This window comes from Pseudomonas sp. MWU13-2105, assembly GCF_023242315.1.
Lineage (GTDB): Bacteria > Pseudomonadota > Gammaproteobacteria > Pseudomonadales > Pseudomonadaceae > Aquipseudomonas.
On sequence record NZ_JALLIY010000019.1, the window covers coordinates 136,807 to 162,096 of the forward strand.

Sequence of the window (25,290 nt, forward strand, 5' to 3'; positions counted from 1 at the left end):
TCTGGCCTGACCGCTATCATTCGCCGCATCCTCAAGGAGTTCTCCCGATGCTCAATGGCCTTTGGCTTGGCTTTTTCGTGGTGGCGACCGTCTCGGCGCTGGCGCAATGGCTGCTGGCTGGCAACCATGCGATCTTCGCCGCGATGGTGGAAAGCATCTTTGCCATGGCCAAGCTCTCGGTGGAGGTCATGGTCCTGCTGTTTGGCACCCTGACCCTCTGGCTCGGTTTTCTGCGGATTGCCGAAAAGGCCGGGATCGTCGAGTGGCTGGCCAAAGCCCTGGGGCCGTTGTTCAGCCATCTGATGCCGGAGGTGCCGCGAGGTCACCCGGCCATTGGCCTGATCACCCTCAACTTTGCCGCCAACGCCCTGGGCCTGGACAACGCCGCCACACCCATCGGCCTCAAGGCCATGCGTTCCCTGCAGGAGCTCAACCCGAGCCAGACCGTGGCGAGCAACGCGCAGATCCTGTTCCTGGTGCTCAACGCCTCGTCCCTGACCCTGCTGCCGGTGACCATCTTCATGTACCGCGCGCAGCAAGGCGCGGCTGACCCGACCCTGGTGTTCCTGCCGATCCTGCTGGCCACCTGCGCCTCGAGCCTGGTCGGCCTGTTCTCGGTGGCGGTGATGCAGCGCCTGCGGCTGTGGGACCCGGTGGTGCTGGCCTACCTGATTCCCGGCGCGTTGCTGCTCGGCGGTTTCATGGCACTGCTGGCCGGGCTGTCGGCCACGGCGTTGGCCGGCCTGTCGTCGATCCTCGGCAACCTGACGTTGTTCGGCCTGATCATGCTGTTCCTGGTGATCGGCGCGTTACGCAAGGTGAAGGTCTATGAGGCCTTTGTCGAAGGGGCGAAAGAGGGTTTCGATGTCGCCAAGAACCTGTTGCCGTACCTGGTCGCGATGCTTTGTGCGATTGGCGTGCTGCGGGCTTCCGGGGCGCTGGACTTTGGCCTCGACGGCATTCGTCACCTGGTGCAGTGGGCCGGTTGGGATACGCGTTTCGTCGATGCCTTGCCGACGGCGATGGTCAAGCCGTTCTCCGGCAGTGCCGCCCGGGCCATGCTGATCGAGACCATGAAGACCCAGGGCGTGGACAGCTTCCCGGCGCTGGCGGCGGCGACTATCCAGGGCAGCACCGAAACCACCTTCTACGTGCTGGCGGTGTATTTCGGCGCGGTGAATATCCAGCGCGCGCGACATGCGGTGGGTTGCGCCTTGCTGGCGGAACTGGCCGGGGTGCTGGCGGCGATCGGGGTGTGCTACTGGTTCTTTGGCTGAAACCTGCGCTTGCCTGTGGTTGTGTGGCAAGACTCACCGCCGCTATCGCCGGCAAGCCGGCTCCCACAGTACGGTGTCTGGCCGCAATCTATCGGCAAGCGCGGATCCTTGTAGAAGCTGGCTTGCCGGCGATGGCGGCCTCAGCGTTTAGCCGAGTCCTCGCCCTGCTGCACTGCCCAGCCGATCATCTGTGCCATCAGCTTGTCACCGGCCTGGCCGAAGCCCGCCACCACGCCAGGGACCTGTTTGTCGCTGATCGGCTGGCGCACTTCAAAGCGTCGGCTGGCAAGAATCCGCTGGTCAATCCCACGCACCAGCCGCGCATCGAAGCGGATCACCACCTCGGCCCCCTGTCCGCGGTACTCGGTCTGGAACGCCTGCAACTCGCCGCCCAGCTCGAAATCCGCCTGCAGGTTGCTGTCGTCGGTGCTCAGCAGGCGTACCCGGCCGTCGCGCTGGAAGGCGTCGAGGATCCGGTTGCGCAACAGCACCGGTGCCGGATCGCTCCAGCGCGAGGCCTTGTAGTGGCTGATCAGGTCGCCCTGGGGCACCACGGCGATATTCGGGTTGTTCAAGGCGTCACTGGCAATCGGCTTGGCAATCCGCAACGACCAGTTGACCGGCAGGCTGTTGGGCGCCGGCACACTGTTCTGCGCCGTCGGCAGGCGATAGACATCCGCCGGGTCGGCCTGGGGCAGGATCGAGCAGCCGCCGCTCAAGGCCAGGCCGACAACCAGGGTAAGCTGGCTCAATACACGAGGGGCACGCCTCATGGGGTGAATTCCTTGTTCTTGTCACGGCCCAGCAAGTAGCCGCTGGGGTTGGCTTCCAGGCGCTTGGAGATCGCGCGCAGGGAACTGAGGGTGTCACGCAGCTCGCGGATCGCCGGGGACAGCTCATTCAAACCCTGCAAGCCGCTGTTGACCGAGTCCTGGTTGTTGTTCAGCAGCTTGTTGATCGTCGCGCTGCTCTGCTCCAGGGATTGCATGGCCCGCTCGGCGCTGCCGAAGGCCTGCTTACCCTGGTTGTCGAGCAGGCCGTTGGCGTTGCGCATCAGCGCGCTGGTCTGCTCCAGGGTTGCACTGACCTGCTTGCTGACCAGGCTCAGTTGCTTCAGGGTCTGGCGGATATCGTCGCGCTGGCCGGCGATGGCCCCGGTGGCCTGCTGGAGGTTGTCCAGGGTCTGGCTGACCTGGTCGACGTTTTTCTGCGAGAACATTTCGTTGGCATTATGCAGCAGCAGGTTGATCCCGCTCATCAGGTCGTTGCTGTCGTTGAGCAGGCGTGAGATCGGTGACGGCGAGGCGATGATCTGCGGCAGGTTGCCGTCCTTGCCCCTGAGCTCGGGACTTTGCGGCGTGCCGTCGCTGAGCTGGATCAGCGAGGTGCCGGTGATGCCGGTCAGGGCCAGCTTGGCGCGGGTGTCTTCCTTGATCGGCGTGTCACCGGCCAGGCGGATCCGTGCCAGCACCCGGCGCGGGTCTTTCGGGTCGAGGCTCAGTTGCAGCACATCACCGACCTTGATCCCGCTGTACTGCACCGGGCTGCCCTTGGACAGGCCGCTGACCGCCTCGTTGAACACCACTTCATAGTCCTTGAACGCGGTGTCGACGCTGGACTTGGCCAGCCACAGGCCGAACAGCAACGCGGCCACGACCACCAGCACGCTGAACAGGCCGATCATCACATGATGGGCACGGGTTTCCATCTCATCCCTCCTTGTGCGGGGTTACCGCGTCAAATGCGGCGCGGCCACGCGGGCCATGGAAGTATTCATGAATCCACGGATCGTCGGTGTCGGCGACCCGGTCGATGGCATCGGCCACCAGCACGCGTTTCTGCGCCAGCACCGCGACCCGGTCGGTGATGGTGTAGAGCGTGTCCAGGTCGTGGGTGACCAGGAACACACTCAGGCCCAGGGCATCGCGCAGGGTCAGGATCAGTTGGTCGAAGGCTGCCGCGCCTATGGGGTCGAGGCCGGCGGTGGGTTCGTCGAGAAACAGGATATCCGGGTCCAGCGCCAGGGCCCGGGCCAGGGCGGCGCGCTTGATCATCCCGCCGGACAGCGAGGCCGGGTATTTGTTGGCGGCCGACAGCGGCAGGCCGGCCAGGGCCAGCTTGACCGCCGCCAGGTGCTCGGCATCGCGCCGGCTGAGGCCGGCGTGCTCGATCAACGGCAGGGCGACGTTCTCGGTGACCGTCAGCGAGGAAAACAGCGCGCCCTTCTGGAACAGTACGCCGAAGCGCCGTTCGACCAGGGAGCGCGCCTGTTCCGAGAGGCTGCGCAGGTCCTGGCCGAACACCCGCACGCTGCCCTCGCTGGGTTTGCGCAGGCCGACGATGCTGCGCAACAGCACCGATTTTCCGCTGCCGGAGCCGCCGACCACGGCGAGGATTTCGCCGCGGTAGAGGTCCAGGTCGAGGTTTTCGTGGACGCTCTGGCTGCCGAAGCGGTTGCACAGCCCGCGCACCTCGATCACCGCCTCGCTCGGCGCCCGTGGCGGCCGGCTCACCAGCCCATCTCCATGAAGAACAGCGCGGCAACGGCATCCAGCACGATCACGATAAAAATCGACTGGACCACACTGGAGGTGGTGTGGGCACCGACCGACTCGGCGCTGCCGCTGACCTTGAAGCCTTCCAGGCAACCGACGGCGGCGATCAGGAAGGCGAAGAATGGCGCCTTGGCCATGCCCACCAGGAAATGCCGGACGCCGATATCGGCCTGCAACAGGGACAGGAACATCGCCGGCGAGATCCCCAGCGACCAGGCGCAGACCACGCCGCCACCGACAATCCCGCAGAGCATCGCCAGGAAGGTCAGCATCGGCAGGGCGATCAGCAGGGCCAGAACCCGCGGCAGCACCAGCAGCTCCATGGGGTCGAGGCCGAGGGTGCGAATGGCATCGATCTCCTCGTTGGCCTTCATCGAGCCGATCTGCGCGGTGAAGGCGCTGGCGGTACGCCCGGCCATGAGGATGGCGGTGAGCAGCACGCCGAACTCGCGCAGGAAGGAGAACGCCACCAGGTCGACGGTAAAGATACTGGCGCCGAAGCTTTTCAATACCGTGGCGCCGAGAAACGCCACCACGGCGCCGACCAGGAAGGTCAGCAGGGCGACGATCGGGGCTGCATCGAGGCCGGTCTGTTCGATATGCGCGACGGTCGCGGTCATGCGCCAGCGCCGCGGGTTGAAAATCCCCCGGGCCAGGGTCTCGAGAATCAGGCCGACAAACCCGAGCAATTGCAGGGTATCTTGCCAGACGGCATCGACGGCGCGGCCGATGCGCTCGAGCAACTGGATGCCCGCCGCCTCTTCGGGTTCGCGCACCGGCTCGCAGAAGTCCGCCAGCGAGCAATACACGGTGTGCAGCAGGGCCCGGTCGGCGGCACTGATGCGGCAGCTCGGGTGCTCGGCCGAGCGGCCGAGGCGTTCGGCGCCCAGCAGTTCCACCAGCAAGGATGCGCCGGCGGTGTCGAGGGCGCCGAGGTCATTGAGGTCGATATCGGTACTGGCGTCGTATTGGCCAACCAGTTGCGCGGCACGTTGCTTCAGGTTGGCGTAATGGGCCAGCGTCCAGTCACCACTGATCCGCAGGCGCGCGGGACTGCTCGAGGTATCCAGGTGGGCGGTGCCGGCCGTTGCGCTGATGATCGAAAGCTCCGTGCTTAACAGATATTGATACTGGCCTCTGTAATAGCACGATCTTGCCCCTGATCTCTAGTCAGGCGCGTCCGTCACCTTGAAGCGCAGCACGCCGAGCATCTGGCCGCCCTCGGTGAGTACCCGGACCTGCCAGTCGCCGGTGGGATCGGCCGGGAAGTTCTGCTTGTGCGACCAGGCGCGATAACCTTCCTTGCGTCCGCCATGGATATCCAGGGCGATGCGGTCGACCTCGCGGCCGTTGAACTGCCAGACATGGTAGATCCGCTCGTCCAGCCCACGCGGTGCGTTGATCGCGGTGTAGGCATACAACCCGTCCTTGCGCACCTGGCGGGTGCTGACTTGATCCAGGCCCTCGCCCGGGGTGCGGTCCTGCAACTCGGTGGTCACCGCGACTTCGGTCATCCACAAGGTCGCCGGCGGTACCCACGAGCGCAGGAACCAGCCGGCGCCGCCGATCGCCAGGCTGACCCCGATCAGCATCCACCAGCCCCGCCAACTGCGCAGCGGCAGGCTCACCGCCAGGCTTGGGATCGATAGCAGCAGCGCGGTTCCCAGCGCCAGCTGGTAGCTCTGCGGGGTGGTCAGGTGCAGGATGATCGGCAGGGCGGTCAGCAGCGCGGCGAACAGGGTCAGGGTATGCAGCGCCAGCAGCAGCCAGCGTCTCGGCGAGAGCCAGTTGTAGTACAGCGGGTCGATGATCGAGACCAGCGCCGCCGCGCCGAGCAATCCGGTGAACAGCAGCTGGCTGCTGTTCCAGGTGGTGGTAATGAAAAAGAACGGCAGGACAAAGGACAGGCTTTGCTGGTGGATCATCTGCGTGGCATAGCGCAGCAGCGGCTCGGGGATGTCGTGTTTGAACACGCGGCTGAAGAACTGCGTCAAGACGTTCTCCAACATCAACCAGAGCCAGCTCACCAGCAGGATGACCGCAATCCAGCTGGCGGAATCCTGCTGGCGGTCGACCAGGATGAAGCTGGCAATACCGGAGCAGAATCCGAAGGCGGCAATGACCCCTGGATAACGCTTCATCAATGCGAGGAGGCGTTGGATGTGCAGGGTCCAGTTCGGCATTCGGCGGTTCACAGTTCGGGCGATTAGAATATCGCGACACAATACCGTTTCAGGCCGGATTAGTCGTGTCAGTGATGGCCTTCTTATGGCCTAGTGGCGTCGATAGCTCCGCCAACCCAGCAGCCCGATCAGCAGCAAGCCCGCCAGGGCGGCGCCCAGGCCGATCAGTTGCTCATCGCTGAGCAACGGTTTTTCGACCCGCAGGTAACCCGGCTGCTTGAGCAGTTGGCGCAGTGCCTGGTTGGCATCCGCCAGCGTCACCGCCCGCAGGGCCTGGGCCGGGTCGGTAAAATGGCCGTCCTCGTAGTCGCCCAGCGCCCCCCAGTAGTAGTCGGCCAGGGCGCTGTTGCCTTGCACCGCCCAGGCCTGGCGGGCGATGGCGGCCTGTTGCAGGCGGGCGAAGGTGTCCGGGTCGAGCCCGTCCTTGAGCAGGCGGGCCTTGAGTTGCTCGAGCACCTGCCGGGCGTCGTCCAGGTTATCGCGCTCGACATCGGCGTTGACGCTGAAGAAGCCAACGCCGCCGAGCACCTCGCGTTCGCTCCACGGCCCGTAGGACAGGCCGTGGTCCAGGCGCAAGTGCCGATACAGCGCCCAGTCCAGATAATCCTTGAGCAGGTCGAAGGTCTCGTCGGGCAACCCTTCGAGTACCGGCTCGGGAAACAGCCAGTGGATTTTCGCCCCATTGCCGACCCAGCCGCGCGGCAGGTCACGTTGCGCGGCGGCGGCCTGGTTGTGGATCTCCGGCAACGGCAGATGGTCATTCGGTTCAATCGGCTCCAGTGCGCCGAAGGCCCGGTCCAGGTAGGCCGGAAGCAGGCGATCGAGCTCGCCGACCATGATCAGAGTCATGTTGTTCGGCGCGTACCAGTTCTTGCGCACGGCCTCCAACTGTTCGCGGGTCAGGTGCTGGACATCGGCGCGTTCGGTGCATTTGAGTCCCAACTCCACCGCCAACTGGTTGCTGGCGCTGTGCCCGAGGTCCTGGCGGTCCAGCCAGCGCTGCAAGTGCGAGTAATGGCCGCCTTCCTCGCGCTCCACCACCTGCTTGGCGGCGGCGATGGCGCTGTCGCTGAGCTCGGTGCGGGTGAGGATCTCCAGCAGCAGGTCGAGAATCTTGCGCTGGTTCGCCGCCGGGGCCTCGATCACGAAGGTGGTGTCGGCGTTGCTGGTGTAGGCGTTCCATTCGCCCCCGAGGGCTTGCATGCGCTCTTCCAGCCCGCCTTCGCCGCGGGCATCGACGCCGCTGAACAACAGGTGTTCGAGCAGGTGCGGCAGTTCCTTGTCGGCACAGGAGAAATCGTCGAAGCCGACCCCCACCACCAGGCGGATTGCCACGTGGCCGTGCTCGCTGCCGGGTTTGAGCAGCAGTTGCAGGCCGTTGGGCAGTTGATAACCCTCGACCTGGAAGCGATCAAGGGCGGCGGCGTGCAGGGTATTGAGCAACAAGCAAGCGAACAACAGGCAACGCATAACCATTTTCCGAAGGCAGGGTCCTACGCAAAGACAACGCTGGAACCGTGGACGTTCAAGACGATTGGCTGATGTCGTCGAGATTTTCCGAGGCCAGGGCGCCGGTCTCGGCGGTTTCCAGCACCGCATAGGCGCTGCCGCAGAATAGCGAATTCAAGCGTTTCATGTCGGCAATCAGCTCCAGGTGCAGCGAGCTGGTTTCCAGGCTTTGTACCACCCCACGCTGCAAGCGACTGACATGAGCGTGGGCCAGGCGCCGTTCCTGGGCGCGGAAACGACGTTTTTCCCGGAGCAATTGCCGGGCGTTGTGCGGATCGGCGCCGAGGAACACCGTGAGGCCCAGGCGCAGGTTGTCGATCAGTTGCCGCTGCAGCCCGGCCAGCTCCTCCAGGCCATCCTCGGAAAACGAGCGGCGTTGCGAGGTTTTCTGTCGTTGCACCTTGCGCAGCATCTGCTCGATTAGGTCGGCCGCCAGCTTCAGGTTGACCGCCAGTTCGATGGTTTCCGCCCAGCGCCGGCTGTCCTGGTCGCCGAGGTCTTCCCGGGGCATCTGCGCCAGATAGAGTTTGACCGCGCTGCAGAGCACCTCGACGTCGTCGCACAGGCGGCGTATCTCGATGGCCACGGCGGTCTGCTTGCCATTGAGCACGTTGAGCATGGCGTCGAGCATGCTGTCGACCAGGTCGCCGATGCGCAGGGTTTCCCGCACCGCGTTGGACAGCGCCAGGCTCGGGGTGTCGAGGGCGGCGAGGTCGAGATGACGGGGGGTGGCCTTGCCGTTGGCCTCGGGACGCTCCGGCAGCAGCCAGGTACAGAGCCGGGCCATCGGCCCGACGCTGGGCAGCAGCAGCAGGCAGCGCACTGTGTTGTAGAGCAGGTGGAAGCCGATGACGATTTCCTGGGGGCTCAAGCCAAGGTGGTTGAGCCAGTGCGCCAGCGGACTTAGCGCCGGGATAATCAACAGCAGGCCGATCAGCTTGTACAGCAGGCTGCCGAGGGCCACCTGGCGGCCGGCGGCGTTCTGCATGCTGGTGCCGAGGAAGGCCAGCACGCCGCTGCCGATGTTCGCGCCGATCACCAGGCCGATGGCCACCGGCAGGCTGATCACGTTGGCGCCGGCCAGGGTCGCGGTGAGCAGCACGGCGGCCAGGCTGGAGTAGGAGACCATGGCGAACAGCGCGCCGACCAGGGCATCGAGGAGGATGTCGCCGGTCAGGGAAGCGAACATCACCTTCACCCCCTGGGCATGGGTGATGGGCGCGGCGGCTTCGACGATCAGTTGCAGGGCAAGGATGATCAGCCCCAGGCCGATGCCCACGCGGCCGAGCTGGCCGGCGCGGGTCTGCTTGCGCGAAAGGAAAAAGATCACCCCGAGGAAGATCAGCAGCGGCGACAGCCAGGACAGGTCGAAGGTCAGGACCCGGGCCATCAGTGCGGTGCCGACGTCGGCGCCGAGCATGATGGCCAGGGCCGGGGTCAGCGTCATCAGGCCCTGGCCGACGAAGGACGTCACCAGCATGGCGGTGGCGTTGCTGCTCTGGACCATGGCGGTGACCAGGATTCCGGCGACAAAGGCCAAGGGGCGCCTGGACATGTTGCGGCCGATGACGTGGCGCAGCTGTGAACCATAGACCCGCAGGATGCCGGTCCGGACGATGTGCGTGCCCCAGATCAGCAGGGTCACGGCGGAAAGCAGATTGAGCAGGGTCAGCATGGAGGGCCCCCTGGGATGACTGGTGCCCCATCGGGGCAAGCTCGGATTGTGACCGTGCGCCTTTTCTACGACTTGTCCTTAAGCTGTAGTTGGCTATTTGGCTAAGCGCCAGCATCGCATGAGTAGCGCCGGGCCTGAAACAAAAATGTCATATTTCCGTGAGGCCCTGTAGGTCCCTGACGCTGTTCGCTTGGCCTGAGCGCGTACCTTGTGGGAGCGGAGCTTGCCCGCGAAGGGGGCCGTGAGACCGCTAAAAGCTCCGCTCCCACAGTGGGTCCAGGGTTATTGATCCGCCACATCCTCAGTGCCGTTTCGCAGCTTGCTCCTCCTGCTTCTTTTTCTGCATCGCCGTGCGCATCTTGATGTTGATCGCTTCCACCGCCAGGGAGAACGCCATGGCGAAGTAGACATAGCCCTTGGGCACGTGCACGTCGAAGGCTTCGGCGATCAGCACGGTGCCGACCACGATCAGGAACGACAGCGCGAGCATCTTCAGCGACGGGTGCTTGTCGATGAAGTCGCCGATGGTCTTCGAGGCCAGCATCATCACCAGCACCGCGACGACGATCGCGGCAATCATCACCGGTACATGGGAGACCATGCCCACGGCGGTAATCACCGAGTCGAGGGAAAACACGATGTCGATAATGGCGATCTGGATGATGGTGTAGAGGAAGTTGCCGCCCTTGCCTTTCGGCCCGTCGCCCGCCTCTTCCGCGCCTTCCATGCCATGGTAGATCTCCTGGGAGCTTTTCCACAGCAGGAACAGGCCACCGAAGAACAGGATCAGGTCACGTCCGGAGATCCCCTGGCCGAAGACCACGAACAGGTCGTCGGTCAGGCGCATGACCCAGGTGATCGACAGCAGCAGGAGGATCCGCGTGATCATCGCCAGGGCCAGGCCGAAAATCCGCGTGCGTTGCTGCATATGCCGGGGCATGCGGCTGACCAGGATCGAGATCATGATGATGTTGTCGATGCCCAGGACAATCTCCAGGGCGGTCAGGGTGAAAAAGGCCACCCAGAGTTCCGGGTTGGTCAGCCAATCCATATCTATTCCTTTGAACGAGTGTTTGAGCCGTATCGGCGCCAGGCTCCAGGTTCTGAAGGCCGCGCGCCTATACGACAGTGAATCATTGCCTTATAGACTACCGAAGAGCGGAAAGGTCCCCAGCAACAAGGCGGCCAGCAGTATGCACAGGCACACCAGCACCGCCCACTTGAGAGTGAAGCGCTGGTGATCGCCGAACTCGATACCGGCCAGGGCCACCAGCAGGTAGGTCGAGGGAACCAGTGGACTCAACAGGTGGACGGGCTGGCCGACGATCGAGGCACGGGCCATTTCCACGGCGCTGATGCCGTAGTGGCTGGCGGCTTCGGCGAGCACCGGCAGCACGCCATAGTAGAAGGCGTCGTTGGACATGAAGAAGGTGAACGGCATGCTCACCAGCGCGGTGATTGGCGCCAGGTACGGACCGAGCGCCGGTGGGATCACCGCCAGCAGGCTCTTGGACATGGCGTCGACCATGCCGGTGCCGGACAGGATGCCGGTGAAGATACCGGCGGCGAAGATCAGCCCGACCACCGCCAGCACGCTGCCGGCATGGGCGCCGATGCGGTCCTTCTGCTGTTGCAGGCACGGGTAGTTGACGATCATGGCGATACTGAACGCCACCATGAACAGCACCGGCAACGGCAGCAGGCCGGCGATCAACGCGCCCATCAGGGCGACGGTCAGCGCGCCGTTGAACAGGATCAGTTTCGGCCGGCGCGCGTCGGGGAATTGCGAGACGCTGATTTCGCTGTGATCGACCTCATCGCCGATGACATGCAGCTCGCCCAGGCGCGCGCGCTCGCGCAGGCCATAGACGTAGGCAATGGCCAGGATCGCCAGGACCCCGGCGAGCATGGCCGGGATCATCGGTACGAAGATATCCGAGGGGTCGACGTGCAGCGCGCTGGCGGCACGGGCGGTCGGGCCGCCCCAGGGAGTCATGTTCATCACCCCGCCGGCGAGGATGATCAGCCCGGCCATGATTCGCGGACTCATGCCGATGCGACTGTACAGCGGCAGCATGGCGGCGACGCAGATCATGTAGGTGGTGGCGCCGTCACCGTCGAGGGACACCACCAGGGCCAGCACGGCGGTGCCCACCGAGACTTTCAGCGGGTCGCCCTTGACCAGCTTGAGGATCTTGCGCACGGCCGGGTCGAACAGACCCGAGTCGATCATCAGGGCGAAATACAGGATGGCGAACATCAGCATCACGCCGGTGGGCGCGAGCTTGGTGATGCCGTCGATCATCATCTTGCCGATACCGGCGGCGAAGCCACCGAACAGGGCGAAGACAATCGGTACGATGATCAGGGCGATCAGCGCGGACAGGCGCTTGGTCATGATCAGGTACATGAAGGTAATGACCATGGCAAAGCCAAGGAAAGTCAGCATGGGCGTACTCCGGGCGGGGTCGCAACGAAGAGGCGGGTCTTAGCAAGCATCGGTATCACCATTTTTGTTGTTAGTTGGGTCGTGGAGCGCTTGTGGCGCGCTCCGTGGCCGACCGGTCTGGTGGCGGTGGCGGGGCGATGCTAATGGGGTGAAGCTTTCAGCCAGCTTTCGTGAAACAAACTCTAACAAATGGACTTTTGTAGGAGCAGCCGGTCGTGGCGATAGCGTCCGATCAGGCGATATAAATCTCAGGACACATGTCGTCGGCACGCTAGCCGCAGCAAGCTGGCTTATGGTTCCAATGCTATTCACTCAAGGCCGAACACGGTCTTGTGGCGAGCGGGCTTGCTCGCGCTGGGTGGCGAAGCGGCCCTAAAACCTGCGAATCTGGTGCATCAGGTAGACCGAGGTGGCCGGTTTTGCGACTGCTGCGCAGCTGAGCGAGGTATTCAGTTTTTTATCGCCAGCCACTCTTATTTTGTCGTGAAGGCTTTGTACTTGGCAGCGCAAAGGAAGAGGATCTCTATCCCTGTTCTGTCGTCACTCGACGATCATTGGGCGTCCGATGATCTGCAAGCAGGCATGCCGGATAACCCGATCATTGATGAGTCCATCAGACTTTACGAACAGGAAGTGGAGCTGACTCTGGGATGAGTATTGAATTCGACGAATCAGGTATGCGCTTCGGTCCTTGCGAGGAAGACAATTTTTCCCCATAGAGCGCAGCTCGGTTTATAAAAAGGCTGGAGACGGGCTGAAAATAGCCGAGTTCGTACTGGTAAGACCCTCCCCAGGAGGCAGGGAAGAGGCTTGGATTGTGGAGGCCAAGTCTAGTGTGCCGCGAGACTCGGCAGACTATATGGGAGAAATCCGTCAAAAATTGACGAATGCGGCGCAACTGACCATTGCATCATGCCTTGGACGTCATGGTGATGCTGTTGCCGAACTACCGGCAGCTTTGCAGGCATTAGATATGCGGACGTGTGGTTTCAAGCTCGTATTAATCATCAACGGTGTGCCCAAGCAATACCTACCTGACTTGAGCAATGCGTTGGCCAAGGAAATGAGACCTTTGGTCAAAACGTTGGGATTCGATCCCCTGTCGGTATCTGTCATTAACGACATCAAGGCACGCGATATCGGTTTGATCGTGTAACGATGGCCTGAGCCTCAAGGCAGTTCCAACCCGCCCGCCGCCTTGTGCAGCGCCCGCAGGTGTTCGCCGACAAGCTTCAGGTTGGCTTCACTGGCCTCGATCTGCGCTTCCCGGGCCGGGTCCAGCAGCTTGCGGATTTCCTTGTCCAGGTCGCCGGTCAGGCGCTGCAGCTGCTGCTGGCGCTGGCTGCTTTCAGCTTCCAGGCGCTTCCACTCGGACGCTTGCGGCAAGCCATAGCCGCTGCTGCCGAGCAATTCCGCCGGACGACTGAGGTAGCCGCTGTTGGCAAGAATCTCCTGCAAGGTGCGGTTGGCCTTGTCCATGTCGTTGTCCTTGAGCTTGATGTCGCGGGCACCGAGGTATTTCTGTTTCACCTCGTCCTGGGCCAGCAGCAACTGCCGGCGGAAGCTCGCCTGCTCCAGCAGCAGCATGGCGGCGCTGGCGCGCAGGTTGGCCTGGGCAAACCACGGGCGACGGGCTTCGGCGGACTGCGACAACCAGTCCTCGACGGTTTCCTGCTTGATCGGCAACTGCTTTCTCAGGACATCGAACATGGCCTGGTAGCGATCCCGGTAGGAGTCGAAGCGGTAACCCAGGCGCAAGGCTTCGCGGGGATCGTCGAGCACGCTGGTATCGGCCAGGCCGCGACCCTTGAGCACCTCCAGCAAACCATTCGGGACTATGCTGTCCAGGCCCTTGAGCTGGGCGTTGTCGCTGCCGCTGCGCAGCAGCTTCAAGGTCTCCACGGCGCAGTTGTTGCTGATGAAGTAGTAGTTGCCGTCGTAGCTCCAGTGCATTTCGGCGGCGTGCTCGACCACTTCCTCGATTTCCTTGCGCGACAGCTTCAGCGGCACCGAGGCCAGGCTGCGCAGTTCGGTCTTGGTGTATTCGTCGATCACCTGGGACAGCGGCAGGACGAACAGCCGCGACGGGTAGGCGCCGGTCAGGCCGCCCCAGGTCGAGAGCTGGACGTCGTTGACGAAGGCGCGATAGGACAGCACCAGGTGCTGGTCCAGGTCCAGCCGGCAATCCGGCCCACGTGGTCGGCCAGGGGCGCAGATCACCAGGCGCAGCATGCTGTGGCCCCAGCGGCTGACCCAGTTCTGGTTGGCCTCGGCCAGCAGGTAGTCGACTTCATAGACGCGCTCGGGGTCGATCTTGCCCAGGGGCGTCTTGCCAAAATCGTTGCCGGCGTTGAGGAACGGGAAGGCCTGGTCGCAGCTGTCCTTGGTTGCTGGCGCCCAGCCGAAACGTTCCTGGTAGTAGCGATACAGCGCCGGACGGCGGCAGGCATAGGCCGGGTCGAGGAGGAAGTACTCCATGTTGACCGCGACGAACTCCTTGGGATTGGTGGTTTCGTAGATATCCGGGCTGCGGACGACCTGGCCGTTGCGCTGTTCCCGCTGGCCGCGACTGCCGACCACTTGTTGCCAGCCGGCGAGGTCGAGCAGGCGCGGGTCGTCGCTGAGGGTGAAGCGCCGAGCGGTCTGGCCCCGGCATTGATCGGGCAGGCCGACCAGGCCGGTATTGCTGTCACGCTGGCTGCAGCGCCGGATCAGCGTCCGTTCGGCGTCGGGCCACAAACGGGCGCGGTCATAAATATGGGTCAGTTCGTGGAGCACGGTGGCGAGCATTTCCTCGCGCACGGTGCCATGGGGACGATTGGTTTTTTTCGTCGCCGCCGAACCGTCCACCAGGCCGGGCAGCAAGATGCGATTGAGGTCCACTTCGGAGACCAGCGAGGCTTCGCCGTAGGCGTTGTCCGGCATCTGGGTCGACCAGACGACATCGATGCGGCGGTCCAGTTGCTCGATAAAACGCGGTGGCAGATGGGCCATGGCCTCATCGATCAGCGCCTGGCTGGCCTGTTGTTCGGCCGGGCTCAGGCCTTCGCTCTTGAGCTGCAATTGCAGGCTGGCCTGGGCCGCGTTACCGAACAGCAACAGGGCGCAGGCCAGCAACCCACCGGTAAGTAGTCTCACAGGGCGAGAATGGCTTCGGCGAGGTCTTGATCGCTGGCATCACGGGCGTTCGGCACTTGGGTGCGCAAGGCGGCGAAGGCGGCTTCCAGATGGGCGCCGCGGATATCGCCCCGGCTGGCGACGAAACTGGCGGCGTCGTCATGGGCTTCGCGGACCACTTTCGAGTCGCGGATCGAGGTGGTGGTGTCCGAGGTGAAATCGAGGGTACGGCCCGTGGCCCGTACGAGCATGTTGCTGGTAGCCACCAGGGTGTGCGCCGAAGCCACGTCGGTCAGCAACAGCAGGCCGAGTGCGGCGGCGATCAGGGGGGTACGCATGTAAAGGTCTCCGGGAATGCAAAGTGACTATTGGACGAGAATTGCCTGGGCCAGTTCAAGGTCGCTGGCATGAAGTTCTGGCTGGGTTTGACGCAGGTAGCCCAGGGCCGACTCCAGTTGTGCGCCGCGTAGTCGGCCATCGCTGGCAACGAAAGCGGCAGCATCATCCCGGGCGGCGAGTATCAGTTTACGGTCGAAGGGCGCGGTGGTCACTTGGCTGGTGACATAAGCGCTGCCAACCAGGGTCTGGGTGGTCAGGTCGAAGGCCTGGGCCTGGCTGATCCAACCGAGCGCTATGAGCAATAAGCTGAGTGTTCGCATGGGTCTCGGTGTCTTATTGAGCGAGCGCCAAGGCTAGCGGAATGCTCGACCCATGCGCCAGGGTTTCAGATCGCCAGTATCGCCTGGGCCAACTGTGCATCGCTGGCCTGCAATTGCGGGGCCTGGCGGCGGATGGTGTCGAAGGCACTTTCCAGCTTGACGCTGCGGATCTGGCCATTGCTGGCGACGAAGCTGGCGGCGTCATCCTGGGCGGCGCGCACGATCTTGTTGTCGCGCAACGACGAGGTGGCATCGGACGAGGCGTCGGAGGTGGCCTTGAGGGCTCCGACCAGCGAATCGGTGGTGACGATGAAGCTGCTGGCGTGGGCGGCGCTGGCCAGGGTCAACAGGGCGGCGGCACTCAGCAGGCGAAAGCGGGACATGGTGAATCTCCTGGGGCTTGAAAAGGAACAGTGGTAGCGGACAGGGACCGCCACTCGGACATGATGAACGATGAACCTCAGACGCACATTCCGCGCTGCTGGCTACCTAAGACCGCGATATTAGACAGAGTTCCCGAGCCGCCGAAAGCGAGTTTCGTCGGCTGATCCGCGGTTTAGAGGCTTTCGCGTAGGTCGAGCTAAAGTGTACCTGTTAATTGTTAAAAACATATAACTGTACCTGTCAGGCTTTTTCGTACGCCTTTCTCCGAAAATATCTCGCCGAAACGACAAAGCCCGTCGCGGTTTCCCGCGACGGGCTCTGTTTTTTCAATTCGGGTGCTGGCGGTGGACCCGGTGGGTCAGGGCCAGCGAGCGCTGCTTAGCGCCAGAACGGCTTGCTCAACTCTTCGTAACGCTGTGCTTCGCTGATCCCGGCATCGGCCAGCAGGCGCGAATCCAGGCGAGCCAGTTGATGGCGGCTGGCAATGCGGCGCTGCCACAACATCAGGTTGGCGAGAACGCGCAGAGGCAGGGAAGCTTGAGCGTCGGTAGCGGTGTTTTCGTAGAACATGTCGGAACTGAGTGTACGTTCCATGATTAGCATCCTTCCGCTTGTGGCGGGATTAGGTAGTGGTTTAACTGATGCCAATGATCCTCCTCTTTGCCTAGTCTCTCTAGATACAGTTCATCTGTATTGTGAGGGCTCAGTTAACTGTTTAAGGGTGCTGTACTGCTCGAAAGTGAGGCAACTGTACCTGTCTGCCTCTAAATGGTGCATTTTGGTCGTGCGGAGGGAGCTGCCAGGTGATTCGAGGTGGGAAATGACCGGTACAGCAGTACAGTTTTTATCGATCCTTTGAAAAATAAAAGGCCGCTGACGAAACTGTGTTTGCGTCAGCGGCCAACTGTATCAATCAGCTCGGCAGCATCTTCCCGGTTTCTTCCAGGTTGATGTGCCAACTCAGTGCTTCGCGCAGGATGTGCGGGGTATGACCGCCCAGGGCGCAGGCGCGCTCGAAGTAACTGTTCAGGGCTTCGCGGAAGTCCGGGTGCACGCAGTTGTCGATCACCGCCCGCGCCCGTTCCCGTGGCGCCAGGCCCCGCAGGTCGGCCAGGCCGATTTCGGTGACGAGGATATCCACGTCATGCTCGGTGTGGTCGACGTGGCTGACCATCGGCACCACGCTGGAAATCGCCCCGCCCTTGGCAATCGACTTGGTGACGAAGATCGCCAGGTGCGCGTTGCGGGCGAAGTCGCCGGAGCCGCCGATGCCGTTCATCATCCGCGTGCCGCAGACGTGGGTGGAGTTGACGTTGCCGTACAGGTCGAACTCCAGGGCGGTGTTGATGGCGATGATGCCCAGGCGCCGCACCACTTCCGGGTGGTTGGAGATTTCCTGCGGGCGCAGCACCAGCTTGTCCTTGTAGTGTTCCAGATTGCCGAACACATCGCTGTTGCGCCGGCTCGACAAGGTGATCGAGCTGCCGGAGGCGAAGGACAGCTTGCCGGCGTCGATCAGGTCGAAGGTCGAGTCTTGCAGCACTTCGGAGTACATGGTCAGGTTTTCGAACGGCGAGTCGATCAGGCCGCACATCACCGCGTTGGCGATGTTGCCGATACCGGCCTGCAGCGGGCCAAGGTTGTTGGTCATGCGTCCGTCGGCCACTTCTTCCTTGAGGAAGTCGATCAGGTGGTTGGCGATAGCCTGGGTGTCGCTGTCCGGCGGGGTCACGGTGGACGGCGAGTCGGACTTGTTGGTAATCACGATGGCGACGATCTTGGCCGGGTCGATCGGGATCGCGGTGCTGCCGATGCGATCGTCGACCTTCACCAGCGGGATCGGTGTGCGGGTCGGCCGATAGCTGGGGATATAGATGTCGTGCAGACCTTCCAGGTTCGGATTGTGTGCCAGGTTGATCTCGACGATCACCTGCTTGGCGAAGATCGCGAAGCTGGCCGAGTTGCCTACCGAGGTGGTCGGCACGATATGCCCTTCTTCGGTGATGGCCACGGCTTCGATCACCGCCAGGTCCGGCAGCTTGAGCTGCTTGTTGCGCAGTTGTTCGACGGTTTCCGACAGGTGCTGGTCGATAAACATCACTTCGCCGGCGTTGATCGCCTTGCGCAACGTGCTGTCGACCTGGAACGGCATGCGCCGCGACAGCACGCCGGCTTCGGTGAGCTGTTTATCGAGGTCGTTGCCCAGGCTGGCGCCGGTCATCAGGGTGATTTTCAGCGGCGATGTCTTGGCGCGCTCGGCCAGTGCATGGGGCACCGCCTTGGCTTCACCGGCGCGGGTGAAGCCGCTCATGCCGACGGTCATGCCGTCCTGAATCAGAGCGGCAGCGTCGGCTGCGCCCATGACCTTGTCCAACAACGAAGGCAAGCGAATACGATCACGATACATAGCGTGTTATCTCAGGCAACGAAAGCAAGATGCGCAGTCTAGAGGTTTGAAAAAGTTTCGCCGCACGACAAAGGTCGAATGCCGGCCAACGATTCAGGGCCTTTGGTCGGTTTTTTCGCGAGCAAAGAAAAACCCCAACCTAGCAAAGGTCGGGGTTCTCGATATTGCGTTAACGCAAGCTTCTACTCGACAGCCTTGACCATGTCCTCGATGACTTTCTTCGCGTCGCCGAAGACCATCATGGTCTTGTCGAGGTAGAACAGCTCGTTGTCCAGGCCGGCATAGCCGCTGGCCATGGAGCGCTTGTTGACGATGATGGTCTTGGCCTTGAAGGCCTCGAGAATCGGCATGCCGGCAATCGGCGACTTCGGATCGTTTTTCGCCGCCGGGTTGACCACGTCGTTGGCGCCCAGCACCAGTACCACGTCGGCCTGGCCGAACTCGGAGTTGATGTCTTCCATCTCGAACACCTGGTCGTAAGGTACTTCAGCCTCGGCCAGCAAGACGTTCATGTGCCCGGGCATGCGGCCGGCCACCGGGTGGATCGCGTACTTCACGGTCACGCCACGGTGGGTCAGCTTCTCGGTCAGTTCCTTGAGCGCGTGCTGTGCCCGGGCCACCGCCAGGCCGTAGCCGGGGACGATGATCACGGTGTCGGCGTTGGTCAGCAGGAAGGTGGCGTCATCCGCCGAACCGGATTTCACCGGTCGGGCTTCCTTCGAGCCGGCCGGGCCCGCTGCGTCGGCCGTGTTGCCGAAGCCACCGAGCAGCACGTTGAAGAACGAGCGGTTCATTGCCTTGCACATGATGTACGAGAGGATCGCACCGCTTGAGCCCACCAGCGAGCCGGCGATGATCAGCATCGAGTTGTTCAGCGAGAAGCCGATCCCCGCCGCCGCCCAGCCCGAGTAGCTGTTGAGCATCGACACCACCACCGGCATGTCGGCGCCGCCGATCGGGATGATGATCAGCACGCCCATCACGAAGGCCAGGGCCAGCATCAGGGCGAAGGCGTTGAGGTTGCCGGTGAGCATAAAGGTCAGGCCGAGAGCCAGGGTGGCCAGGCCCAGCACCAGGTTCAGCTTGTGCTGTCCGGCAAACTGTACCGGTGCGCCCTGGAACAGGCGGAACTTGTACTTGCCCGACAACTTGCCGAAGGCGATCACCGAACCTGAGAAGGTGATCGCACCGATTGCGGCGCCGAGGAACAGCTCCAGGCGATTGCCCGGCGGAATCGAGTCGCCCAGCTGTTTGACGATGCCCAACGATTGCGGCTCGACCACCGCCGCAATGGCGATAAACACCGCCGCCAGGCCGATCATGCTGTGCATGAAGGCGACCAGCTCCGGCATCTTGGTCATTTCAACGCGCTTGGCCATGATCGAGCCGGCAGTGCCGCCGATCAGCAAGCCGACGATGACGTAGCCGATGCCGGCAGTCGCCAGCTCCGCGCCGAGCTTATAGATGAGGCCGATGGTGGTGAGGATCGCCAGGGCCATGCCGAGCATGCCGAACAGATTGCCGCGCCGCGAGGTGGTCGGGTGCGACAAGCCCTTGAGGGCCTGGATAAAGCAGATCGACGCGATCAAGTAGAGCGTCGTGACGAGATTCATGCTCATTACTTGGACGCCTCTTCTTTTACCGCTTTCGGGGCTTTTTTCTTGAACATCTCAAGCATCCTGCGGGTGACCAGGAAGCCACCGAACACGTTCACCGCTGCCAGGGCCACCGCCAGGGTGCCCATGGTCTTGCCCAGTGGGGTCACGGTCAGGGCTGCGGCGAGCATGGCGCCGACGATGACGATCGCCGAGATCGCGTTGGTGACTGCCATCAATGGTGTATGCAGTGCGGGTGTAACGTTCCAGACCACGTGGTAACCGACATAAATCGCCAGCACGAAGATGATCAGGTTGTAGATACCGGGGGAGATAAGCTCTTCCATCGTCTGAATCCCTGCTTAGGCGTTTTTGCGGATGACTTGGCCGTCGCGGCACATCAGGCACGCGGCGACGATGTCGTCTTCCAGGTTCACTTCGAATTGGCCTTCCTTGTTGAAGACCAGCTTGAGGAAGTCCAGCAGGTTGCGTGCGTAGAGGGCCGAGGCGTCTGCCGCGACGGCGCCGGCCAGGTTGGTCGGGCCGCAAATGGTCACGCCATTTTCGACCACCACCTGATCGGCCACGGTCAGCGGGCAGTTGCCGCCCTGGGCTGCCGCAAGGTCGATGACGACCGAGCCGGGCTTCATCTGCGCGACGGTTTCGGCGCTGAGCAGTACCGGCGCCTTGCGACCCGGGATCAGCGCGGTGGTGATGACGATATCGGCCTGCTTGGCGCGCTCGTGCACCGCCAGGGCTTGGCGCTGCATCCAGCTGGCGGGCATCGGCCGGGCATAACCGCCGACGCCGACCGCGCATTCGCGTTCTTCATCGGTCTCATACGGCACGTCGACGAACTTGGCACCGAGGGATTCGATCTGCTCCTTCACCGCGGGACGCACGTCGGATGCCTCGATCACCGCACCCAGGCGTTTTGCCGTGGCGATCGCCTGCAAACCGGCCACGCCAGCACCGAGAATCAGCACGCGTGCGGCTTTTACGGTACCCGCGGCGGTCATCAGCATCGGCATGAAGCGGGGGTAGTGATGGGCCGCCAGCAGCACCGCCTTGTAGCCGGCGATGTTGGCCTGAGACGACAGCACATCCAGGCTCTGGGCACGGGAGGTGCGTGGCGCAGCTTCCAGGGCAAAGGCGGTGATGCCGTGTTCGGCCAGCTTGGCGAGGGTTTCGTTGTTGAACGGATTGAGCATGCCCACCAGGACGGTGCCGCGTTTGATCAGCGTCAGTTCGCTGTCGCTGGGCGCCACCACCTTGAGGATCAGCTCGGCGCCAAAGGCGTCGCTGGCGCTGCCGATGGCGGCGCCTGCCGCCTCATAGGCACTGTCGACAACGCTGGCGTTAACGCCGGCGCCGCTTTGCACAGTGACCTTATGACCCTGGCCGATCAGCTTCTTGATGGTTTCCGGGGTTGCAGCAACCCGCGTTTCACCCGTCTGGGTTTCGAGAGGAACACCAATGTGCACGTCAAATCTCCTGCGTGATCTTTTTTATAAGAGGCCAGCGCACTGCGGATGGTGCATCTGGAGCGGCCGATCAGCACGATCCCGCCGGATTTGTCGGCGGGGCGCGGCATTTTGCAGGTGAAAACCACACCCTTCAAGATATTCTGAAAGGTGACGCAATATTAACTACAAGTCACTCTGTGACCAAATGTCGCAGATAGACGCCGTGAGCCCATGATACAGGGGGCTCACAAGGATTTTGGCTGGAATTGAAGAAAATTCGAATCGGTGGCGTGAATGAGTCGGTATTGGACGGAAATAGAGCTTACAAGCCTTGCTGGCAGGCACTCTCGTGCCAAATTTCTCGGTATCGGTACAGTCTGCCTAAAAGCGACATATTGTTATATCTGTAGGTGTTAAGTGTTATTGACTACAGAGTCAACTAAGGCTCGGGGACCTTGAGGATAGCAGGCTGTAGCCTTGTGCCTGGTTCACCAGCCAGTCCCGAAAAGCACGCAAGGACGCTGATTCGACCTTTCGTTCGGGAATCATCAGGTAATACGCCTTGATGCTGGACAACGCGCTGGGGTTGGCGATCACCAGGCGCCGCTCTTCCAGTTCGCGCTGGATCAGGAAGGGTGGAATCAGCGCGACGCCCATCTCGTGCATGGCTGCTTGGGCCAGCATGGAGAATAGCTCGTAGCGCGGACCTGTCATGTCACGAGGCACATTCAGTTCCTGAGCGTTGAACCATTGGCGCCAGGCATAGGGGCGCGTGGTCTGTTGCAGCAGCGGCAGCTCGGCGATCCGTGCCGCGCTCAGGCCCTGCTGGTCGCCCAGCAGGCTGGGGCTGCACACCGGCATGGGGTTCTCGCCCATCAGCCGATGGGACTCGGTACCCGACCAGTCGGCATCGCCGAAGTAGATCGCGGCATCGAAGTCGGTGTCGGCGAAGAGAAACGGGCGGGTGCGGTTGGTCAGGTTGACCGTGACTTCCGGGTGCTGCTGCTGGAAGTCCTTGAGCCTGGGTAGTAGCCATTGGGTGCCGAAGGTCGGGACCACGGCCAGCTCGATGACATTGGCACCCTGCTGGCCCATGACCGACAGCGTGTCGCGTTCCACCGCGTCCAGTTGGGTGGCGACCCGCCGGCTGTAGGAAAGCCCTGCTTCAGTCAGTTTTACCCCGCGCCGGGAGCGTCGGAACAGTTCGACGCCGAGAAACTCCTCCAGGCTGGCGATCTGTCGGCAGATGGCGCCTTGAGTAAGGGAGAGCTCCTGGGCGGCCTTGGTAAAGCTCTCGTGACGGGCTGCGGCTTCGAAGCTGATCAGCGCGGTGGTGCTGGGGATTTTACGGCGCATGTACGGCAACCTCACTAAAGATGATGCTGAATAGCGGTTAAAAGCTTCTCGGAGTGAGAAATTAGCACAACAGTATGCGAAATCCTCGTTTGCCGGATGGTCGGGTGGCGCCTAGGATCAGTCCATACCTTTTTCACTGACTTCACGAGGACTCAACCATGGGCGCCAAGGCAAGCTTCAACTGGATCGATCCCCTGCTGCTGGATCAGCAACTCACTGAAGAAGAACGCATGATCCGCGATACGGCTGAGCAGTTTGCCCAGGACAAGTTGGCGCCACGTGTTCTCGAAGCCTTCCGTCATGAAAAAACCGATCCGGCGATTTTCCGTGAAATGGGTGAGGTCGGCCTGTTGGGCGCGACCATTCCGGTGGAGTACGGCGGCAGTGGGCTGAACTATGTCAGCTACGGCCTGATTGCCCGGGAAGTCGAGCGTGTCGACTCCGGCTATCGCTCGATGATGAGCGTGCAGTCGTCCCTGGTGATGGTGCCGATCAATGAGTTCGGTACCGAGGCGCAAAAACAGAAGTACCTGCCGAAGCTGGCTTCTGGCGAATGGATCGGCTGCTTTGGCCTGACCGAGCCGAACCATGGTTCCGACCCGGGCGCGATGATCTGTCGTGCGCGCAAGGTTGACGGCGGCTACAGCCTGACCGGCAACAAGATGTGGATCACCAACAGCCCGATTGCCGATGTGTTCGTGGTCTGGGCCAAGGACGATGCCGGCGATATCCGCGGCTTCGTGCTCGAGAAAGGCTGGAAGGGCCTGAGTGCTCCGGCCATTCACGGCAAGGTTGGCCTGCGGGCCTCGATCACCGGTGAAATCGTCATGGACAATGTGTTTGTCCCTGAAGAAAACATCTTCCCTGAAGTGCGTGGCTTGAAAGGCCCGTTCACCTGCCTCAACTCCGCGCGTTATGGCATTTCCTGGGGCGCATTGGGCGCTGCCGAGTTCTGCTGGCACACCGCTCGCCAATACACCCTGGATCGCCAGCAGTTCGGCCGGCCTTTGGCGGCGACCCAACTGATCCAGAAGAAGTTGGCCGATATGCAGACTGAAATCACCCTCGCCTTGCAAGGCTGCCTGCGCCTGGGGCGGATGAAGGATGAAGGCACGGCGGCGGTGGAAATCACTTCGATCATGAAGCGCAATTCCTGCGGCAAGTCCCTGGATATCGCCCGTATGGCGCGTGACATGCTCGGCGGCAACGGGATCTCCGACGAATTCGGGATTGCCCGGCACCTGGTGAACCTGGAAGTGGTGAATACCTATGAAGGTACCCATGACGTCCATGCGCTGATCCTCGGGCGTGCCCAGACTGGCCTCCAGGCGTTCTATTAATAGAAGGAGCTTGGCTCATGGGCGCGCTATCGCATCTGCGAGTGCTGGATTTGTCGCGAGTGCTGGCCGGGCCCTGGTCCGGTCAGATCCTCGCGGACCTCGGGGCTGAGGTGATCAAGGTCGAGCGGCCGGGTAATGGCGACGATACCCGCGCCTGGGGCCCACCCTTCCTTAAGGACGCTTACGGCGAGAACACCACGGAGGCGGCTTATTATCTGTCGGCCAACCGTAACAAGCAGTCGGTGACCATCGATTTCACCCGGCCCGAGGGACAGCGTCTGGTCCGGGAGCTGGCGGCCAAGTCCGATATCCTGATCGAGAACTTCAAGGTTGGCGGATTGGCGGCGTATGGGTTGGACTATGCGTCGCTCAAGACGCTCAACCCGAAGCTGATCTATTGCTCGATCACCGGCTTCGGTCAGACCGGGCCCTACGCCAAGCGTGCCGGTTATGACTTCATGATCCAGGGGCTGGGGGGGCTGATGAGCCTGACCGGTCGACCCGAGGGTGATGAGGGGGCTGGGCCGGTCAAGGTGGGTGTAGCACTGACAGATATTCTTACCGGGTTGTATTCGACAGTCGCCATTCTGGCGGCCCTGGCTCATCGCGATCAGGGTGGCGGCGGTCAGCATATCGATATGGCGCTGCTGGATGTCCAGGTGGCATGCCTGGCGAACCAGGCGATGAACTACCTGACCACTGGAGTGGCGCCCAAGCGCCTGGGTAATGCCCATCCGAATATCGTGCCGTATCAGGACTTCCCGACGGCCGATGGCGACTTCATCCTGACGGTGGGCAATGACGGGCAGTTCCGCAAGTTTGCCGAGGTAGCGGGTCAGCCGCAGTGGGCGGACGATCCGCGGTTTGCGACCAATACGTTGCGGGTGGCCAACCGGGCGGTGCTGATTCCGTTGATTCGCCAGGCGACAGTGTTCAAGACTACCGCTGAGTGGGTGACGCAGTTGGAGCAGGCGGGTGTGCCGTGTGGGCCGATCAACGATCTGTCGCAGGTGTTCGCCGATCCCCAGGTGCAGGCCCGTGGCCTGGCGGTGCAGTTGCCGCATCCGCTGGCGGAGCTGGTGCCGCAGGTGGCGAGTCCGATCCGCTTGTCTGCGACGCCGGTGGAGTATCGCAGTGCCCCTCCTCTATTGGGTGAGCACACGCTGGAGGTGTTGCAGCGAGTGTTGGGCCTGGCGCCGGAAGCGGTCGACGCATTGCGTGAAGCGGGCGTTCTCTAGGCGCCCTGCTCTCTTCTATATGGACGCGCCACAAGGCTTGAGGCGGCCGCAACCCTCGTTGTTTGCACCGTTTCTGGCTC

The 25,290-nt window shown here is 62.5% G+C and carries 24 protein-coding genes; 5 read left to right on the plus strand and 19 right to left on the minus strand.

The window, feature by feature from the left end:
* The first annotated feature begins 47 nt into the window (after window positions 1-47).
* Window positions 48-1,277 (plus strand): nucleoside recognition domain-containing protein, encoded by a 1,230-nt coding sequence (locus M5B96_RS25580; protein WP_248799765.1) that lies wholly within the window; start codon window positions 48-50, stop codon window positions 1,275-1,277.
* Window positions 1,278-1,417: 140 nt separating this feature from the next.
* Here the strand turns inward: M5B96_RS25580 and M5B96_RS25585 are convergent, their stop codons facing one another.
* From M5B96_RS25585 to M5B96_RS25625, 9 genes are all read right to left on the minus strand, one after another.
* Complete coding sequence (locus M5B96_RS25585) at window positions 1,418-2,050, minus strand: ABC-type transport auxiliary lipoprotein family protein (RefSeq protein ID WP_248799766.1); 633 nt, start codon at window positions 2,048-2,050, stop codon at window positions 1,418-1,420.
* Complete coding sequence (locus M5B96_RS25590) at window positions 2,047-2,985, minus strand: MlaD family protein (protein ID WP_248799767.1); 939 nt, start codon at window positions 2,983-2,985, stop codon at window positions 2,047-2,049. The genes M5B96_RS25585 and M5B96_RS25590 overlap by 4 nt, the downstream gene beginning before the upstream one ends.
* Window position 2,986: 1 nt before the next feature.
* Window positions 2,987-3,790 carry an ABC transporter ATP-binding protein gene (locus M5B96_RS25595; protein WP_248799768.1) on the minus strand — a complete coding sequence of 268 codons (804 nt, stop codon included), beginning with the start codon at window positions 3,788-3,790 and terminating at the stop codon, window positions 2,987-2,989.
* Window positions 3,787-4,932 carry an ABC transporter permease gene (locus M5B96_RS25600; protein ID WP_248799789.1) on the minus strand — a complete coding sequence of 382 codons (1,146 nt, stop codon included), beginning with the start codon at window positions 4,930-4,932 and terminating at the stop codon, window positions 3,787-3,789. Before M5B96_RS25600 ends, M5B96_RS25595 begins: the two co-directional genes overlap by 4 nt.
* Window positions 4,933-4,998: 66 nt before the next feature.
* Window positions 4,999-6,015 (minus strand): DUF5924 family protein, encoded by a 1,017-nt coding sequence (locus tag M5B96_RS25605; protein WP_248799769.1) that lies wholly within the window; start codon window positions 6,013-6,015, stop codon window positions 4,999-5,001.
* Window positions 6,016-6,105: 90 nt separating this feature from the next.
* Window positions 6,106-7,485: a M16 family metallopeptidase gene (locus M5B96_RS25610; RefSeq protein WP_248799770.1), complete on the minus strand. Its 1,380-nt coding sequence runs from the start codon at window positions 7,483-7,485 to the stop codon at window positions 6,106-6,108.
* Between the two features lie 55 nt (window positions 7,486-7,540).
* Window positions 7,541-9,199 (minus strand): Na/Pi cotransporter family protein, encoded by a 1,659-nt coding sequence (locus M5B96_RS25615; protein WP_248799771.1) that lies wholly within the window; start codon window positions 9,197-9,199, stop codon window positions 7,541-7,543.
* Between the two features lie 301 nt (window positions 9,200-9,500).
* A complete protein-coding gene (locus M5B96_RS25620) occupies window positions 9,501-10,250 on the minus strand; it encodes a TerC family protein (RefSeq protein ID WP_248799772.1) in 750 nt (249 codons plus the stop codon).
* A 90-nt stretch (window positions 10,251-10,340) separates the two neighbouring features.
* Window positions 10,341-11,648 carry a CitMHS family transporter gene (locus M5B96_RS25625; RefSeq protein ID WP_248799773.1) on the minus strand — a complete coding sequence of 436 codons (1,308 nt, stop codon included), beginning with the start codon at window positions 11,646-11,648 and terminating at the stop codon, window positions 10,341-10,343.
* A gap of 345 nt (window positions 11,649-11,993) precedes the next feature.
* On the opposite strand from M5B96_RS25625, the gene M5B96_RS25630 reads away from it, so the two are divergent.
* Both M5B96_RS25630 and M5B96_RS25635 read left to right on the plus strand, forming a co-directional pair.
* Window positions 11,994-12,302: a hypothetical protein gene (locus M5B96_RS25630; protein ID WP_248799774.1), complete on the plus strand. Its 309-nt coding sequence runs from the start codon at window positions 11,994-11,996 to the stop codon at window positions 12,300-12,302.
* A 205-nt stretch (window positions 12,303-12,507) separates the two neighbouring features.
* Window positions 12,508-12,804 carry a hypothetical protein gene (locus tag M5B96_RS25635; protein ID WP_248799775.1) on the plus strand — a complete coding sequence of 99 codons (297 nt, stop codon included), beginning with the start codon at window positions 12,508-12,510 and terminating at the stop codon, window positions 12,802-12,804.
* A 14-nt stretch (window positions 12,805-12,818) separates the two neighbouring features.
* Here M5B96_RS25635 and M5B96_RS25640 read toward each other — a convergent pair whose 3' ends face one another.
* From M5B96_RS25640 to M5B96_RS25685, 10 genes are all read right to left on the minus strand, one after another.
* Window positions 12,819-14,786 (minus strand): DUF4105 domain-containing protein, encoded by a 1,968-nt coding sequence (locus M5B96_RS25640; protein ID WP_248799776.1) that lies wholly within the window; start codon window positions 14,784-14,786, stop codon window positions 12,819-12,821.
* Complete coding sequence (locus M5B96_RS25645; protein WP_248799777.1) at window positions 14,783-15,103, minus strand: DUF2388 domain-containing protein; 321 nt, start codon at window positions 15,101-15,103, stop codon at window positions 14,783-14,785. Before M5B96_RS25645 ends, M5B96_RS25640 begins: the two co-directional genes overlap by 4 nt.
* Window positions 15,104-15,130: 27 nt before the next feature.
* Window positions 15,131-15,424: a DUF2388 domain-containing protein gene (locus tag M5B96_RS25650; RefSeq protein ID WP_248799778.1), complete on the minus strand. Its 294-nt coding sequence runs from the start codon at window positions 15,422-15,424 to the stop codon at window positions 15,131-15,133.
* Window positions 15,425-15,489: 65 nt separating this feature from the next.
* Window positions 15,490-15,807 carry a DUF2388 domain-containing protein gene (locus M5B96_RS25655; RefSeq protein ID WP_248799779.1) on the minus strand — a complete coding sequence of 106 codons (318 nt, stop codon included), beginning with the start codon at window positions 15,805-15,807 and terminating at the stop codon, window positions 15,490-15,492.
* 379 nt (window positions 15,808-16,186) lie between these two features.
* A complete protein-coding gene (locus M5B96_RS25660; RefSeq protein ID WP_248799780.1) occupies window positions 16,187-16,402 on the minus strand; it encodes a DUF1127 domain-containing protein in 216 nt (71 codons plus the stop codon).
* 319 nt (window positions 16,403-16,721) lie between these two features.
* The gene (locus M5B96_RS25665; protein ID WP_248799781.1) at window positions 16,722-18,215 is read right to left on the minus strand and encodes an acetyl-CoA hydrolase/transferase family protein; all 1,494 of its coding nucleotides are present in this window, start codon (window positions 18,213-18,215) and stop codon (window positions 16,722-16,724) included.
* Between the two features lie 182 nt (window positions 18,216-18,397).
* The gene (locus tag M5B96_RS25670; protein ID WP_248799782.1) at window positions 18,398-19,834 is read right to left on the minus strand and encodes an NAD(P)(+) transhydrogenase (Re/Si-specific) subunit beta; all 1,437 of its coding nucleotides are present in this window, start codon (window positions 19,832-19,834) and stop codon (window positions 18,398-18,400) included.
* Window positions 19,834-20,157: an NAD(P) transhydrogenase subunit alpha gene (locus tag M5B96_RS25675; protein ID WP_017335806.1), complete on the minus strand. Its 324-nt coding sequence runs from the start codon at window positions 20,155-20,157 to the stop codon at window positions 19,834-19,836. The genes M5B96_RS25670 and M5B96_RS25675 overlap by 1 nt, the downstream gene beginning before the upstream one ends.
* A gap of 15 nt (window positions 20,158-20,172) precedes the next feature.
* Window positions 20,173-21,294 (minus strand): Re/Si-specific NAD(P)(+) transhydrogenase subunit alpha, encoded by a 1,122-nt coding sequence (locus tag M5B96_RS25680; protein WP_248799783.1) that lies wholly within the window; start codon window positions 21,292-21,294, stop codon window positions 20,173-20,175.
* Window positions 21,295-21,711: 417 nt separating this feature from the next.
* On the minus strand, window positions 21,712-22,632 hold the full coding sequence (locus M5B96_RS25685) for a LysR family transcriptional regulator (RefSeq protein WP_248799784.1): 921 nt from the start codon (window positions 22,630-22,632) through the stop codon (window positions 21,712-21,714).
* 158 nt (window positions 22,633-22,790) lie between these two features.
* Here M5B96_RS25685 and M5B96_RS25690 point away from each other — a divergent pair, with 158 nt between their 5' ends.
* On the plus strand, window positions 22,791-23,972 hold the full coding sequence (locus tag M5B96_RS25690; protein ID WP_248799785.1) for an acyl-CoA dehydrogenase: 1,182 nt from the start codon (window positions 22,791-22,793) through the stop codon (window positions 23,970-23,972).
* Between the two features lie 17 nt (window positions 23,973-23,989).
* Entirely contained in the window at window positions 23,990-25,210 is a 1,221-nt protein-coding gene (locus tag M5B96_RS25695) for a CaiB/BaiF CoA transferase family protein (protein WP_248799786.1), read from the plus strand.
* The last annotated feature ends 80 nt before the right edge of the window (window positions 25,211-25,290 follow it).

What these genes read in the sequence shown, in the direction of transcription:
- M5B96_RS25580 (WP_248799765.1), top strand. Translation starts at nt 48, where the DNA reads ATGCTCAATGGCCTTTGGCTTGGCTTTTTCGTGGTGGCGACCGTCTCG.
- M5B96_RS25585 (WP_248799766.1), bottom strand. Translation starts at nt 2,050, where the DNA reads ATGAGGCGTGCCCCTCGTGTATTGAGCCAGCTTACCCTGGTTGTCGGC.
- M5B96_RS25590 (WP_248799767.1), bottom strand. Translation starts at nt 2,985, where the DNA reads ATGGAAACCCGTGCCCATCATGTGATGATCGGCCTGTTCAGCGTGCTG.
- M5B96_RS25605 (WP_248799769.1), bottom strand. Translation starts at nt 6,015, where the DNA reads ATGCCGAACTGGACCCTGCACATCCAACGCCTCCTCGCATTGATGAAG.
- M5B96_RS25610 (WP_248799770.1), bottom strand. Translation starts at nt 7,485, where the DNA reads ATGCGTTGCCTGTTGTTCGCTTGCTTGTTGCTCAATACCCTGCACGCC.
- M5B96_RS25615 (WP_248799771.1), bottom strand. Translation starts at nt 9,199, where the DNA reads ATGCTGACCCTGCTCAATCTGCTTTCCGCCGTGACCCTGCTGATCTGG.
- M5B96_RS25620 (WP_248799772.1), bottom strand. Translation starts at nt 10,250, where the DNA reads ATGGATTGGCTGACCAACCCGGAACTCTGGGTGGCCTTTTTCACCCTG.
- M5B96_RS25625 (WP_248799773.1), bottom strand. Translation starts at nt 11,648, where the DNA reads ATGCTGACTTTCCTTGGCTTTGCCATGGTCATTACCTTCATGTACCTG.
- M5B96_RS25635 (WP_248799775.1), top strand. Translation starts at nt 12,508, where the DNA reads ATGGGAGAAATCCGTCAAAAATTGACGAATGCGGCGCAACTGACCATT.
- M5B96_RS25645 (WP_248799777.1), bottom strand. Translation starts at nt 15,103, where the DNA reads ATGCGTACCCCCCTGATCGCCGCCGCACTCGGCCTGCTGTTGCTGACC.
- M5B96_RS25650 (WP_248799778.1), bottom strand. Translation starts at nt 15,424, where the DNA reads ATGCGAACACTCAGCTTATTGCTCATAGCGCTCGGTTGGATCAGCCAG.
- M5B96_RS25655 (WP_248799779.1), bottom strand. Translation starts at nt 15,807, where the DNA reads ATGTCCCGCTTTCGCCTGCTGAGTGCCGCCGCCCTGTTGACCCTGGCC.
- M5B96_RS25660 (WP_248799780.1), bottom strand. Translation starts at nt 16,402, where the DNA reads ATGGAACGTACACTCAGTTCCGACATGTTCTACGAAAACACCGCTACC.
- M5B96_RS25665 (WP_248799781.1), bottom strand. Translation starts at nt 18,215, where the DNA reads ATGTATCGTGATCGTATTCGCTTGCCTTCGTTGTTGGACAAGGTCATG.
- M5B96_RS25670 (WP_248799782.1), bottom strand. Translation starts at nt 19,834, where the DNA reads ATGAGCATGAATCTCGTCACGACGCTCTACTTGATCGCGTCGATCTGC.
- M5B96_RS25675 (WP_017335806.1), bottom strand. Translation starts at nt 20,157, where the DNA reads ATGGAAGAGCTTATCTCCCCCGGTATCTACAACCTGATCATCTTCGTG.
- M5B96_RS25685 (WP_248799784.1), bottom strand. Translation starts at nt 22,632, where the DNA reads ATGCGCCGTAAAATCCCCAGCACCACCGCGCTGATCAGCTTCGAAGCC.
- M5B96_RS25690 (WP_248799785.1), top strand. Translation starts at nt 22,791, where the DNA reads ATGGGCGCCAAGGCAAGCTTCAACTGGATCGATCCCCTGCTGCTGGAT.
- M5B96_RS25695 (WP_248799786.1), top strand. Translation starts at nt 23,990, where the DNA reads ATGGGCGCGCTATCGCATCTGCGAGTGCTGGATTTGTCGCGAGTGCTG.